Source organism: Gryllotalpicola reticulitermitis, from assembly GCF_042651345.1.
Taxonomy (GTDB): domain Bacteria; phylum Actinomycetota; class Actinomycetes; order Actinomycetales; family Microbacteriaceae; genus Gryllotalpicola; species Gryllotalpicola reticulitermitis.
In genome coordinates this window covers 719,180-733,483 of sequence record NZ_JBHSCN010000005.1, presented here as the reverse complement: position 1 = coordinate 733,483, position 14,304 = coordinate 719,180, and the positions used below count along the sequence as shown (strand labels likewise).

General features: G+C 69.6%; 12 protein-coding genes. 7 read left to right on the top strand and 5 right to left on the bottom strand.

The annotated features are described in order from the left end of the window. Position 1: 1 nt before the first annotated feature. The 3 genes from ACFOYW_RS10535 (at position 2) to hutI (ending at position 3,834) form a co-directional block, all read left to right on the top strand. The gene (locus ACFOYW_RS10535; RefSeq protein WP_390228888.1) at positions 2-1,225 is read left to right on the top strand and encodes an allantoate amidohydrolase; all 1,224 of its coding nucleotides are present in this window, start codon (positions 2-4) and stop codon (positions 1,223-1,225) included. Then, on the top strand, positions 1,222-2,553 hold the full coding sequence (locus ACFOYW_RS10530) for a formimidoylglutamate deiminase (protein ID WP_390228887.1): 1,332 nt from the start codon (positions 1,222-1,224) through the stop codon (positions 2,551-2,553). Before ACFOYW_RS10535 ends, ACFOYW_RS10530 begins: the two co-directional genes overlap by 4 nt. A gap of 111 nt (positions 2,554-2,664) precedes the next feature. Beyond that, a complete protein-coding gene (gene hutI, locus ACFOYW_RS10525) occupies positions 2,665-3,834 on the top strand; it encodes an imidazolonepropionase (RefSeq protein ID WP_390228886.1) in 1,170 nt (389 codons plus the stop codon). Here the strand turns inward: hutI and ACFOYW_RS10520 are convergent, their stop codons facing one another. Then, positions 3,835-5,247 (bottom strand): purine-cytosine permease family protein, encoded by a 1,413-nt coding sequence (locus tag ACFOYW_RS10520; RefSeq protein ID WP_390228885.1) that lies wholly within the window; start codon positions 5,245-5,247, stop codon positions 3,835-3,837. It abuts the gene before it with no gap. A gap of 108 nt (positions 5,248-5,355) precedes the next feature. Continuing rightward, entirely contained in the window at positions 5,356-6,909 is a 1,554-nt protein-coding gene (hutH, locus tag ACFOYW_RS10515) for a histidine ammonia-lyase (protein WP_390228884.1), read from the bottom strand. Between the two features lie 99 nt (positions 6,910-7,008). Between hutH and ACFOYW_RS10510 the strand changes: the two genes are divergently transcribed. Continuing rightward, on the top strand, positions 7,009-7,791 hold the full coding sequence (locus ACFOYW_RS10510) for an IclR family transcriptional regulator (RefSeq protein ID WP_390228883.1): 783 nt from the start codon (positions 7,009-7,011) through the stop codon (positions 7,789-7,791). An 86-nt stretch (positions 7,792-7,877) separates the two neighbouring features. On the opposite strand, the gene ACFOYW_RS10505 is transcribed toward ACFOYW_RS10510, so the two are convergent. Continuing rightward, entirely contained in the window at positions 7,878-8,840 is a 963-nt protein-coding gene (locus ACFOYW_RS10505) for a zinc-binding alcohol dehydrogenase family protein (RefSeq protein ID WP_390228882.1), read from the bottom strand. Between the two features lie 10 nt (positions 8,841-8,850). Beyond that, positions 8,851-9,456, bottom strand: a complete 606-nt coding sequence (locus ACFOYW_RS10500; protein ID WP_390228881.1) for a TetR/AcrR family transcriptional regulator — start codon at positions 9,454-9,456, stop codon at positions 8,851-8,853. Positions 9,457-9,564: 108 nt separating this feature from the next. Here ACFOYW_RS10500 and ACFOYW_RS10495 point away from each other — a divergent pair, with 108 nt between their 5' ends. From ACFOYW_RS10495 to ACFOYW_RS10485, 3 genes are all read left to right on the top strand, one after another. Next, a complete protein-coding gene (locus ACFOYW_RS10495) occupies positions 9,565-10,284 on the top strand; it encodes an SDR family oxidoreductase (protein ID WP_390228880.1) in 720 nt (239 codons plus the stop codon). Positions 10,285-10,524: 240 nt separating this feature from the next. Beyond that, complete coding sequence (locus ACFOYW_RS10490; protein WP_390228879.1) at positions 10,525-11,265, top strand: ABC transporter ATP-binding protein; 741 nt, start codon at positions 10,525-10,527, stop codon at positions 11,263-11,265. Next, on the top strand, positions 11,265-13,196 hold the full coding sequence (locus ACFOYW_RS10485; protein WP_390228878.1) for an ABC transporter permease: 1,932 nt from the start codon (positions 11,265-11,267) through the stop codon (positions 13,194-13,196). The genes ACFOYW_RS10490 and ACFOYW_RS10485 overlap by 1 nt, the downstream gene beginning before the upstream one ends. 268 nt (positions 13,197-13,464) lie before the next feature. On the opposite strand, the gene ACFOYW_RS10480 is transcribed toward ACFOYW_RS10485, so the two are convergent. After that, positions 13,465-14,184, bottom strand: coding sequence for a tyrosine-protein phosphatase (locus tag ACFOYW_RS10480; RefSeq protein WP_390228877.1), 720 nt, complete (start codon positions 14,182-14,184; stop codon positions 13,465-13,467). Positions 14,185-14,304: the final 120 nt, after the last annotated feature.

Here is a 14,304-nt window from a genome sequence, read left to right as displayed (position 1 = left end):
CGTGGCCGACTCCGGGGCGACGAGCCTCGCGGGCCTCGCTGAGATCGCCGACATCGGTCGCGACCGGAAGCGCGGCGGATACTCGCGACACCTCTTCGACGACGCCGACCGCGAGCTTCGCGAGTGGTTCGTCGAGCGCGCGACCCGTATCGGCCTCGGCGTCGAGCGAGACCGCAACGGCAACCTCTGGGCCTGGTGGGGCGCGCCCGGCCCGAATGCGCTCGTCACCGGCTCGCACCTCGACTCGGTCCCCGGCGGTGGCGCGTTCGACGGGCCGCTCGGCGTCGTCAGCGCGCTCGACGCGGTCGAGCGGCTGGTCCGCGGCGGGGTCCGACCCGACCGCCCCGTCGCCGTCGTCGTGTTCGCGGAAGAAGAGGGCTCACGCTTCGGCTTCGCATGCCTTGGCTCGAAGCTCGTGGCCGGGCAGCTGTCGCCCGAGCGCGCGCGTGGGTTGACGGATGCCTCTGGCCGCACGCTCGCTGAGGTCGCGGCCGGTGCCGGCCTCGACCTGGCCCACCTCGGCCGCGACGATGAGGCGCTCGGACGCATCGGCCTCTTCGTCGAGCTGCACGTCGAGCAGGGTCGCGGCCTAATCCACCGCGACGCGCCCGTCGGCCTCGCCGCGAGCATTCTCGGGCACGGTCGCTGGCGACTCACCTTCCACGGCCAGGGCAACCATGCGGGCGCGACCCTGATGTCGGATCGCCGGGACCCGATGGTCGCGGCGTCGGCGCTCGTCGCCGGAATTCCCGGCGTCGCGGCCGCGTACCCCGGCTCGCGTGCGACCGTCGGGCGCGTCACGGCGACCCCCGGCGGCGTGAACGTCATCGCGAGCAGCGTCGACGTCATGCTCGACGCGCGCGCCGAATGCGACGACACCACTCGCGCACTCGTTGCCGCGATCGGCGAGCTCGCGGAGCAGTGCGCTGCTGATCAGGGTTGCACGGCCGAGCTCGTGGAGGAGTCGTGGACCGGCGGCGTGCGCTTCGACACCGGCGTGAGCACGGCACTGTCGGGCGCGCTCGGGGGCGTCCCCGCGCTGGCGAGCGGCGCGGGACACGACGCGGGCGTGCTCGCGGCATCCGTGCCCACGGCCATGCTGTTCGTGCGCAACCCGACCGGCATCTCGCACGCGCCTGAGGAGTTCGCCGAAGCCGCCGACTGCGCCGCCGGTGTCGACGCGCTCGAGGCCGTGCTGCGGTCCCAGCTGGGTGGCGAACGATGAGCGCAGCGGGCGCCTTTCGGTCGATCCACGCGCGCCGTGCACTCGTCATGGGCGCCGAACTCTCCGACGTGCTGATCGACATCGACGCCGAAGGCCGCATCGCTCGCATCACCCCCGATGCCAGCGCGCCGGACGATGCGCTGCGGCTCGGCACGGTCCTCGCCGGCAGCGGCAACGCCCACTCGCACGCCTTCCACCGGGCCCTGCGCGGCCGCACGCACGACCAGGGCGGTGACTTCTGGGTCTGGCGGCGGGAGATGTACCGCGTGGCCGCCGCCCTCGACCCCGAATCGTACTTCGCCCTCGCCGAGGCGACGTTCGCCGAGATGGTCGCCGCCGGCTGGACCGCCGTCGCCGAGTTCCACTACGTGCACCACCGGCCCGACGGCACGCCGTACGACGACCCCAACGCCATCGGCGCGGCGCTCATCGCGGCGGCCCGGAGTGCGGGCATCCGTCTCACGCTCCTCGACACGTGCTATCTCGCGGGCGGTATCGACAAGCCGCTCGAACCCGCCCAGCGCCGATTCGGCGACGGCACCGTCGATGCGTGGCTCGAGCGCTGGCATGCGCTCGCCGAGCTCGGCGGCGACACGGTCACGATCGGCGCGGCGATGCACTCGGTGCGCGCCCTGGCGCCTGAGGACATCGCCCGCGTCGCGGCGTTGCTGCCCGCCGAGGTGCCGCTGCACATCCATCTGTCCGAGCAGCAGGCGGAGAACGAGCATGCGCTGGCGCGCTACGGGCGCACGCCGACGCAACTGCTGGCCGAGGCCGGTGCCCTGACCCCGCGTCTGTCGGTCGTGCATGCCACGCATCTGGTGGCCGACGACGTCCGCCGGCTGGGTGATGCGGGCGTCACGGCAGTCTTCTGCCCCACGACCGAGGCCGACCTCGGCGACGGCATCGGGCCCGCGCGGGCGCTCGCCGATGCGGGCGCGACCCTCGCCCTCGGCAGCGATCAGAACGCGGTCATCGACCCGTTCCTCGAGGTGCGGGCGCTCGAGGGCGGCGAACGGCTGCGCACGCACGCCCGAGGCCGATTCACCCCGGCGCAGCTCGACGCCGCGCGATCGACGGGCGGCTATCGCGCGCTCGGCCTGGCCGGCGGCCTCGCCGTCGGGGGCCTGGCGGATCTGATCGAGGTCGACTCGGAGTCGGCGCGCACGGCCGGTTCGGAACTCGCCCAGCTCGCCCTCGCCGCCACCGCCGCCGACGTCACGACCGTCGTGGTCGGCGGCCGCGTCGTCGCCCGGAACGGACACCTCGCCGACGATCGCCGGCCGGCCGAGCTGCTCGACCAGTCGCTACGCCGGCTGGCACGGTAACGACCCCGCCGCGCGACACCGATTCGGTGAATCGCGCGGCGACACACCGCCCCGACGGCCACCCGCAGCCGAATCGGTGTCGCCCGGATTCGCACAGGAAAGACTATGCACGTGTCCTCAGAACTGATCACCGACATCGGCGAACTCACGACGCAAGACCCTGAGCTCGGCACGCTGCACGACGCGGCGCTCGTCATCGAGGGCGCCCGGGTGGCATGGATCGGCCCGGCATCCCGCGCGCCGGCCGCCGACGCATCCGTTTCGGCAGGGGGCCGCGCTCTGCTGCCCGGCTGGGTCGACTCGCACACCCACTTGGTCTTCGCGGGCGACCGCTCGGCCGAGTTCGCCGAACGTATGGCCGGCCGACCCTACGCCGCGGGCGGCATCATGACGACCGTCGATGCGACACGCGCAGCGTCGGACGAGCAGCTGCTGGCGCACGGGCGCCGCCTGCGAGCTGAGGCCGAGGACGGCGGCACGACGACCCTCGAGGCCAAGACCGGTTACGGCCTCGACGTCGAGAGCGAGACGCGTCTCGCGCGCGTGTCGGCCGAGGTGGCCGACGTCGTCACCTATCTCGGTGCGCACCTCGTGCCGGCCGGCGTCGACCGCCGCGACTACCTCGACCTCGTCACCGGCCCGATGCTCGCCGCGGTCGCCCCGTACGCGCGCTTCATCGACGTGTTCTGCGAGACGGGCGCGTTCGACCCGGACGAATCCCGCGAGGTTCTGCTCGCCGGTCGCGCCGCCGGCCTCGGCCTCAAGGTGCACGGCAACCAGCTCGGCGAGTCCGGGGGCGTGGCACTCGCAGTCGAGCTCGGCGCGGCCAGCGTCGACCACGTGAACCACCTGTCCGACGCCGACGTCGAGGCGCTCGCCTCGTCGTCGACGGTCGCGACGATCCTGCCCGGGGCCGACCTGTCGACGCGCGAGCGGCTCGCGCCGGCGCGCCGCCTCGCAGATGCCGGCGTGACACTCGCGATCGCGTCGAACTGCAACCCCGGCACCTCGTTCACGACGTCGATGCAGTTCTGCGTCGCGACCGCGGTGCTGCAGCACGGGCTGAGCCTCGAGGAAGCGCTCGCGGCTGCGACGACAGGCGGTGCGCAGGCGCTGGGGCTGAGCACGGGCACGGATGCCGCGGGCACGCTGCGCGTCGGTGGCTTCGCCGACCTGCAGCTGCTCGACGCCCCGTCGGTGACGCACCTCCCCTATCGGCCGGGGGTGCCGCTCACACGGGCGACGTGGCGCCGAGGCATCCGCTCTCGCGCTTCGCGCTGATCAGCCGACGCTCTCGGCGCTCGCCGGCGTCGCCTGACGCTGCGCGAACCACGCGTTCTCACGCCGCACGATCGGGCCGGAAAGCAGCAAGTAGACGCCGCCGGCGACGATCAGCCCGAGGATCCACGAGATGTCGGCGCCGCCCAGGTGGCTCACGAGCCACCCGGTGAAGAAGGTCGAGCTGACGAACGGCACCTCGACGACGATGCCGATCGCGTAAGCGAGCAGCGCGCGACCGTTCCACCGGCCATAGAGGCCGTTCCTCTCGAAGATCGACGGGATGTCGTAGCGCTCGCGACGGACGAAGTAGAAGTCGGCGAGGTTGATCGCCGTCCACGGGATGAGGAAGTACGCGAGGAACAGGATGAAGTTCTCGAAGTTGGCGACGAAGTTGCCGTAGCCGAGGATGGCGACGCCCGTGCTGACGACCGCGACCGCGAGTACGAAGACGGTGCGCGCCGCGGCGCCCAGCTTCATCGGGAAGATCGCGGCGAGCGTCGTCGTCGCCGACATGAACGCGCCGTAGAGGTTCATCGTGTTGACGGCGAAGACGCCGAGCAGCAGCACGATGTAGAACAGCCAGCGCACGGGGCCGGGGGCGAGATCGACGACGTACGCGACCGGCGTCGCGCCGAAGGTCTTCACCGCGATCGATGCGGCGAGCGAGCCGAACGCCATCATCCAGATCGAGCCGATCGCCGAGCCCCAGTAGGTCCACCAGAAGGGACCGCTCATCGGGGTGTCCGCCGGCAGGTAGCGCGAGTAGTCCGCGACGTAAGGCGCGTAGGTGATCTGCCAGGTGCTCGCGATGGCGACGACCAGCAGGAAGATGCCGAAGTGGAAGTGGCCCGCGTGCCACGTCGAACCCACGCCGGGCGCCTGCAGCAGCCGCACCGAGAGGTAGATGAAGGCGAGCGCGGCGATGACGCTGATGATGCGCTCCATGACGTGGATGAGCTGGTAGCCGACGATCGCCACGATCGTGCACACGGCGCTCGTGACGATGATGGCGGGGACGATCGGCCACCCGAGCCACGACTCGAGCGCCTGACCGCCGAGCACCGCGCTGCTCGCGAAGAAGCCGATGTACATCAGCAGCACGAGAATCAGCGGCAGGGTCGCGCCGTAGACGCCGAACTGCGCGCGGCTCTGGATCATCTGCGGGATGCCGAGCTTCGGCCCCTGCGCCGAGTGCAGCGCCATGATCGTCGCGCCGAACAGGTTGCCGACGACGATCGCGAGGAGCGCCCAGGGCAGGGACAGACCGACGAGCACCGCAAGGCTGCCCGTGACGACCGTGGTGATCTGCATATTCGGGGCGAACCACACGGCGAACAGACTGCGGGCCGAGCCGTGGCGCTCGGCGTGCGGGACGAAGTCGATCGAGCGCTGCTCGATTCCCAGTTTCGGCATAGACCCATGAAACGGGGGCGGCCTTGCCGCCGGGGGCGAGGCCGTGCCATCACTGTCTCGGATACGAGACAGTTCTCGAATTCGTCACATTGCCGTCAGGCAGCGCGGCTACTGCTGCGCGAGCTGCGCGAACACGCCGTTCCTGGTCAGCCCGACCACGCTCTCGATCTCGGGCGCAAGGAACCGGTCAGGGCCGACCTCGGCGACGACCTCGCGGATCGCCGCACGCGCGGTCGTGATCGTCGGGCTTGACTCGAGCGGCGCGCGGAACTCGAGCGCGCGGGCCGCGGTCAGGATCTCGATGGACACGACGCGGGTGAGCCCGTCGATCGCTCGCCGCAGCTTGCGCGCGGCGGCCCAGCCCATCGAGACGTGGTCCTCCTGCATGGCCGAGGACGGAATCGAGTCGACGGATGCCGGTGCCGCAAGCCGCTTGAGCTCGGACACGATGCCCGCCGCGGTGTACTGCGCGATCATGAGGCCGGAGTCGACGCCGGGGTTCGCCGCCAGGAACGGGGGCAGACCGTGGCTGCGCGCCGGGTCGAGCATGCGGTCGGTGCGGCGCTCGGAGACGCTGGCGACGTCGGCGACGGCGATGGCGAGGAAGTCGAGCACGTAGGCGACCGGGGCGCCGTGGAAGTTGCCGTTGGATTCGACGCGGCCGTCGGGCGTCACGACGGGGTTGTCGATGGCCGACATCGCCTCGACCTCGGCGACGCGAGTGGCGTGGTCGACGGTGTCGCGGGCAGCGCCGTGCACCTGCGGGGCGCAGCGGAGCGAGTAGGCGTCCTGCACCCGCGGGTCGTCGGGACCGGCGTGGCTCGCGACGAGCGGCGAGCCGGCGAGTGCGCCCGCGATCTGAGCCGCCGACACCTGCTGGCCGGCGTGCGGCCGCAGCCGCTGCAGGTCGGCGGCGAAGACGCGGTCGGTGCCGAGCAGCGCCTCGACGCTCATGGCGGCGGCGAGGTCGGCGGTGTCGAGCAGCGCACGCAGGTCGGTGATCGCCATGATCAGCTGGCCCAGCATGCCGTCGGTGCCGTTGACGAGCGCGAGGCCCTCCTTCTCACGCAGCGTGACGGGCTCGAGTCCGGCGGCGGCGAGCGCCTCGGCCGTGGGGCGCCGTATACCCTCGCGGTCGACGACCTGCCCCTCGCCCATCAGGGCGAGCGCGACGTGCGACAGCGGCGCGAGGTCGCCCGAGCAGCCGAGTGAGCCGTACTCGTGAACCACCGGCGTGATGCCGGCGTTGAGCAGATCGGCGTAGAGGCGCACGACTTCGGGGCGCACCCCGGTGCGGGCTGTCAGCAGCGTCCGCAGGCGCAGCAGCATCATGGCGCGCACGACCTCGGTCTCGACGGCGTCACCCGAGCCGGCGGCGTGCGAGCGGATCAGCGACGCCTGCAGCTGCGCGCGCTGGTCGGCCGGGATGAACTTCGACGCGAGCGCGCCGAAGCCGGTCGAGACGCCGTAGTGCGGCACGACGTCGGCGGCCAGCGCGTCGATCGCCTCGCGCGTCTCCGCCACGCGAACGAGCGCGTCGTCATCGAGACGGATGCGCGCGCCCTCCCGCGCCACGCTGACGAGGGCATCGAAGTCCAGACCCTCGCCCGAAACAGTGAACACGTCATCGTGAACGGATGCCTGTGCCGATGTCGAGTGCATGCTTCGATTCGACTCTGCCCCGGGTGCTCGCCGACGGCACTTCTGGCAGAATCTGTCTGAGATATCGGACGCGCAACGAGGTCGATACGAGAGGGGGTCGTGGTGCAGGCATCCGCTCGCCGCGCTCTCTCGCCCGCGGCAGACCGCGTTCTCGACGTGCTCGGCTTTCTGGCTACGCAGAGCGGGCCCGTCGCCGCGGCCGTGATCGCGCGCGATCTCGCACTGCCGCGATCGAGCGTGTACCAGTTCCTCGCGTCGCTGCAGTCCCGGGGCCTCGTCGTGCACTTCCCCGAGGACCGCAAGTACGGGCTCGGCGTCGGCGCGTTCGAACTCAGCTCCGCCTACTTGCGGCAGGAGCCGATCACCCGGCTCGGCGCCCCGCTGCTCGCCACCCTCACTGACCGGCTCGGCGAGAGCACACACCTCGCGGTGCTGCACGGCCGCGACGTGCTCTACCTGGTCGAGGAACGCGCGACCCATCGGCCGACCCTGGTGACGGATGTCGGGGTGCGCCTGCCCGGTCACCTCACGGCCACCGGGCGATCGCTGCTCGGTGCCGCGCCTGCCGCGCACGTGCGTGCACTGTATGCCGAAGACCGCGCGCTCGAGCGCCGGACCGGGGTGGGGCCGCGCACCTACCGCGAGCTGCGAGCGGTGCTGGGCCGGGTGCGCGAACTCGGCTACGGATTCGAGGAGAGCGACGTGACGCCGGGAATCTCGTCTGTGGCGATCGCGGTGCTCGACCGCGAGGGCTGGCCGCAGGCGGCGATCGCAACGAGCTTTCCGAGCGAGGCGCGCGACCCAGCCACGCGGCGCGACGTGGCCGAGCGACTGCGTCCGTTCGCCGCGGAGTTGGGGCGGCGGCTGGGCGCGATGCGCTGACGTCGATCGCTCAAGAGGGTGGTGGCGGTTTCGTGGTTCGGCGCGCCAGGTCACCGCACCCCGGCATCAGCCTGGGACCGCCGCGCTCAGCGGCTGAGGACGACCTTTCCGATGGTGCCACCGCTTTCGACGAGACGGTGGGCCTCGGTGAGGGTCTCGGCGGTGATGCCGTCGAGACGACGGGTGGCGGTGGTGCGCAGCGTCCCGGCGTCCACCAGCTGCGCGACGTCGTCGAGCAGCGCGCCCTGCGTCTCGAGCTCGTAGCCGTGGCTCGAGCGGGCGAACATGAACTCCCAGTGCCAGGTGATGCTCTTGGCCTTCAGCGGGTAGACGTCGTCGTGCTCGTCGTCGATGGCGACGATGTGCCCGAAGGGGCGCAGCACCTCGGCGAAGGACGGGATCTGGCCCGCAGAATATGACGTGAACAGCCAATCGACCCCGTTCGGAGCGAGCCGCTTGACGGCCGGCACGAGCTCGTGATGGTCGACGGTGTCGTGGGCACCCATCGCGCGCACCCACTCGCCGGACTCCGCGCGGCCCGCCGTGCCGATCACATGCAGCCGGGTCCGGGTGCGGGCGAGCTGGGTCAGCATCGATCCGACACCGCCCGGCGCGCCGACGATGAGCAGCTCGCCTTCCGAGTCGGCAGTCGCGCCGAGGTGGTCGAACAGTGTCTCCCACGCCGTGATCGTCGTCAGCGGCAGCGCTGCGGCATCCGTGAATGACAGGCTCGCCGGCTTGTGGCCCACGAGCCGCTCATCGACGGCCTGGAACTCGGCATTCGAGCCCGGGCGAGTGATGTCGCCGGCGTAATACACCTCGTCGCCGACGGAGAAGCGCGTGACCTCGGATCCGACCGCGACGACCGCACCGGCCGCGTCGAAGCCGAGGACCTCGTCGTCTGCATCGGCGCGCACTTTCGTGTCGACAGGATTCACCGACACGGCCTCGATCCGCACGAGCAGATCACGCGGCCCCGGCTCGGGAACAGGAAGGCGGGTCTCGACAAGGGCGCCACCGCGGGCGACGACAGCGGTCATTTCACTCATGTCTTCGAGGCTAGGCACGCGCGCCCAGCAGCGTGACGATGTGATCGGCCAATTCACGGTCGAATGGCCGCGGAATCGCCAGCAGGCGGTACCAGATCACGCCGAACACCACGTCGGCGGCGAACTCCGCGGTGAGCTCGGGTGGCAGGTCGCCGCGGGAGCGAGCGCGATCGACCAGCACGCCGAGCGCCTCGCGGCGGCGCTCGAGGAAGTCTGCGCGGAAACGGGCGCCGAACGCGGGATCGAGTTGCGCCTCGACCATCAGGGCGCGCAGCAGCTCCGCCAACTGCGACGTGCCGGCCAGCGTGAAGCTGTCATCGAGCATGCGCCGCAGGTCGGCACTCCAGCTGCCTTCGTCCGGCAGGGGGACGTACACGGATGCTTTCTCCGCGAGTGCCTCGAGCAGCACGTCGCCTTTCGAGGGCCACCAGCGGTAGATCGTCTGTTTGCCGACACCGGCCCGCTGAGCGATCTTCTCGATCGACACTGCGGCATAGCCGAGCTCGACGACGAGCGTGGTCGCGGCCTGCAGAATCGCCTCGCGGCTGTCCTCACTGCGGCGGCGACCGGGTTTCGGCCGCGCGGCCTCGCTGTCACTTTCGGCTGCGGTACTCACGGCAACCGAGCCTAACGATTACGAGACGAGACGTATCGCCTTGTTATCGACTGCGCACGTGCTTAGGCTAATAACGAACCGAACCGTACCGATTCGTAAAGGACGCTCATGGCCTCGCCTCACATCACTCTCGTCGTCGGAGGAACCTCCGGCATCGGCCTCGCCACCGCACGACGGCTCGCCGCAGCGGGCGGCACCGTGCACGTCGCGAGCCGCGACGCTGCCAAGGTGGCGGCACTCGCAAGCAGCGCTCCCGAACTCGTCGCTCACCAGCTGGACGGTGCTGACGGGGCTGCCGTCGCGGAGCTCGCCGCCGCGCTCGCGCCGATCGATGCGCTCGTCGTGACGATCGCGAGCTCGGCGGGCATGGGCCTTCTCGCGGAGCTGGACCCTGCTTCGCTGCGACGCGGCTTCGACGAGAAGGTCATCGCAATGCTGACCGTGCTTCAAGCATCCGTGCCTCACCTGCGCCCGCAGGGCTCGATCACGCTCGTCGGCGCAATCAGCGCGCACGCCGCGATGCCCGGGACCGCTGGCATCGGCGCCGTCAACGCCGCCGTAGAGTCGCTGGTTCGGCCACTTGCCGTCGAACTCGCGCCGCGGCGCATCAACGCGGTCTCTCCCGGTCTCGTCGACACGCCATGGTGGAGCGGCATGCCGGACCAGGCGCGGGCCGACTATTTCGCCTCGGCCGCAGCGAAGCTGCCGGTTCGCCACGTGTCGTCGGCGGACGAGATCGCCGAGGCCGTCGCGCTGCTCGCGACCAACACGTCGATGACCGGCACCATCGTCCCGGTCGACGGCGGAGCGCGTCTCGTCCAGCTCTGAGGTGTGGCAACCCGCGACGATGGCCGGCGCCGGATTGGTTGCCGTCACGGTCGGGACCGCCTTCCCGCCGACGTACAGGCCGTTGACGCCCAAACCGAAAGGTGCGGGTCAGATATCGGTAGTGGTGGGACATGCACCTGCCCGCTCGGCAAAAGATACGCAGCCTGGGAGCGCTCAGCCTGTTCGGGCTCGCTGGTCGAGGGGTAGCGTGACAGCCAAGTCGTGTCCGGGGGGAACCGAATGATCGCAGTGGATGCGGCACCGCTCGCGGTGTCTCAGGTTTCGTATTCATATGCCTCGCGAGCGAGATCGGCGCCGGTTCTCCACGATGTCGACTTGACCGTGGGCGTGGGTGAGTGGGTTGCAGTGATGGGCCCGTCCGGTTCCGGCAAGTCGACACTTTTGCTCTGCGCGGCCGGACTGTTGCGTACGAGCGCAGGGGCGGTGACGCTTGACGGCGTCGATGTTGGGGGCGCGTCAGAAGCGCAGCTGACGCGGTTGCGGCGTGACCGCGTCGGCTTCGTGTTTCAGGAGTTCAACTTGGTGCCAGCGCTGACGGCCGAGCAGAACGTGGGCCTGCCGGCGCGATTCGGTGGCATCCGTCGCAAACGGCAGGAGATTCATGCCGTGCTGGATCGCGTTGGCATGCAGCCCAAAGCGCGTTCGCGCCCTGATGAGCTGTCGGGCGGTCAACGCCAGCGAGTCGCCATCGCACGGGCGCTCGTCTCGAGACCAGCGGTGGTGTTTGCGCATGAGCCCACCGGTTCCCTTGACTCCAAGTCGGCAGATCAAGTGCTTGAGCTGGTGCACGAGCTCGTCCAGCAAGGCACGGCGGTCTTGATGGTCACCCACGATCCGCGTGTAGCAGCTCGTGCCGACCGCATCGTCTGGTTGAGGGACGGGCGCATCGTCGATGAGATGACCGCCGCGAGCACGGAGGATATCGCGGCGCATTTGGCGTCACTGGAAGATGCCGTCTGATGCGACTCGGGCTTGTTTGGAACATGCTTCGCGAGCACCGCTGGTCGTATCTGGGCCTTGCGGTCGTCGTGTTCGCGGCCTCTGCCGTGGTCGGCTCGTCGGTCATCCTGTTCAACGCCGCTCGCGCGGGCCGAGTCGATACTTCCGGCCTGACGCGCAACCAGGCCGCGAATCTGCTGCTACTGGTCGAAAACGCGCATTTGGTCACCGGATTCATGGTCGGCTTGGGCGCGTTCGTCTCCGTATTCCTCGTGCTGCAGACCATGGGATTCGTCATTGAAGCGCGCCGCCGCGAATTGGCGCTGTTGAGGCTTTCCGGCGCGGGTCGCTGGCAGATCACCAGCATGGTGCTCGTGGAGAGCCTGATCTTGGGTTTCGGGTGCTCCCTCGCGGGCGCACTCGTCGCCATTCCGTTGGCGACGCCGTATTCCGCTCTCCTCATTCGTTCGAATAACTGGCCGCAGGAGCTGCCCGTGCAGTTGAGCGTGGGGGCCTTGATCGGGTGCGTGATTGTGATGACGCTGGTCACTGTCCTCGGTGCGTTCGTCGCCGCACTGAGGATCGGTCGCATTCCTCCTGTCGATGCGGTGCGCGCAGTCAGCGCCGCCAATCGGCGCATGTCTGCCTTGCGGTGGGTGCTCGCCGGGCTTGGAGCTGTGGCGGTCGGTGCCATGTTGGCGATCCCCGCCCGCGGCGTGAACTGGCAGGCCATGACTGCAGCCGTCGGTGCAGGCTCTGTGCTCCTCGTCACCGCGTTGGCTCCCTTCGTCGTCCCCGCACTGGCCCGGACGCTGGGGTCTCTTGTGACTCTCTTCGCCCCAGGTTCCGGACTCGTCGCCCGAGAGCAGACCATTCACGACGCTCGCCGCACGGCCGCGCTCGCCACCCCGATCGTGATGCTGCTCGGGCTCGGCGCGGTGTTCGCGATGATCGCGCAGACGGGTCGCGCCGACAGCCTGCTCGGCCTTCGCGAACTCACGAACACCCACGCCGTCGTGCAACTCCCCCAGCAAAAAGGAAGTTCCGCCGCGTTCGAGAAAGCAACGCGGCTTCCTCAGGTGGCTGCGATCACTCAAGTGCAGCGCATCGAGGACTGGTCTTGGAACGATCCTTCGGTCCCCGCCGATGACTCCCTCACCCTCATGGGCATCAGCCCCCAGACCTTCTCCCACTTCGTCCCGGTCAAGGTGGACCAGGGCAGCCTCGCTCGAGTGAAAGGCACCGATGTCGCGGCGATCCTCGGGACGGCGGAGCTCGGAGACACACTTCAGCTGTCGACCCCCGAAGGCGATCCCATCACCGTTCACGTCGTCGCGGTCGTAGATTCCAGCAGCTTCGTCTACGGGAGCCTCCTCGTCGACGAAAACGGCCTGCCGTTGACCAACGAAGCAGCGACGCAAGATCTCTGGCTCGCCCAGCCCGCGCCTGGTGTCCCCGATCATCAGCTCGTGGCGGCGCTCGGACGTGTCGCGCCGCCCTCGAGCGTGATGACCCGCGACGCGTGGATCAACTCGACCGTGGCCCGCTCCGTGGGAACCCAGCGCACGGCCATCCTGACAATCCTCGGAAGCGCCGCGGTCCTGGCGATCTTCAGCCTCGCGCAGTCCACGCTGACCTCGGTCCGCGAACGCCGCCGGGAGCTCGAACTGCTCACCACGATCGGCGCAAGGCGGCGTTCCGCAACCGCGACCATCGTCGCGGAATCCGCCATCACCGCAGCAACCGCGGCGATCCTCGCCATCGTGATCACGGCGCTCGTCTACGCGCGCACGAGCACGGCACTTCACGTCGTCGGTGTAGGGATCTCGCCCGTGGTCCCCGTGGGCACACTCGCGCTGATCCTCGCCGCGTGCCTGGTCACGGGCGCGATCTGTGCAGCTCTCGGTGCGAGCATCGCGCTGCGGCCAAGCAGACGGATGGCGCCCGCGTAGCCTGCGACCGTTGTGCGTTTGGCTAATCCGCGCGTTACCGCGAAGCTGCACCGAAGCGGGATTGCCGCGACATTCACCTTCAGAATCACAGCTGCGGCGAAGAGTGAGATTCGCGAGGTCCTGGAAACCCAGTTCGGGCACAATCACGCCTCGATCTACCCCGATTCACAGGGCCTTAGCGACCGGCTATGGGGCGCACCCCTCGTCTGAATGGTGTCGCTGCGCGGTCTGCCTCCAAGTCTCTGCGCGAGAGATAGAGCGGCCGCGGCTATGCGATCAGCAGTTCACGCATTGTCTTGCGGGTTTGTGCGCTGACATCGAGCGCGTCCAGTACGGCGCCACGGTCCGCCACGAACGCGCGCACGTGCGGTGTCACCGTGCCAAGCCAAGCCGTCGTCTGCTCCCGGGTCCATGACGCCTGCCGGTCGTGCGTCGGACTGCCATGTGGAGCTGCCCCCGCCATGGCATAGACGGACTCGGCATAGTCGGCGATGATGTCGTCGCTTGAGACGCCGGCATTGGCGAGCAGCAGGGCACTGATCATGCCGGTCCGGTCGCGTCCGGCGGCGCAATGAACGAGCACCCCCGGCTCAGATGAGGCGATCGCCTCGAGCGTCTGGCGAATGAGTTCAGGCAGGATGCGGACGTTGTGCTGCCAGTACTCCGGTGAGTCGAGAATCGGAAGGCACACGGCGCGGAACTCAGGATGTGTCTGGTCTTCCGTTGGCGCCAGAGTGATCGTCAGGTCCGCTGGAGGCGGCGCAGCCGGGTCGGCATCTCGCGGCCCAGTCTCATCCGCGCTGCGCAGATCCACGATCGAGCGCAGTCCCCACCGAGCCGCAGCAATCCAGCCAGCTGAAGTGAGAAGCTCCCGGCGTGGTCCGCGCGCAACCCGTCCCATGATCGTTGTGCCCGTCGGAGACAACCGTGTCGCCAGCCCACCGAGATCACGGACGTTACGCAGCCCGTCCCAGTCCAGATTCCGCATCTCGGGGAGGTTATCAGTCGGACCGCGGAGGTCCCCCGCCCGACAGCCGGTGGCTCGCGGTGCGACCTGGACGTGGAACTGCGCGTTGCGTGGTTGTCGTCTGTATCAATGCACGTTTAC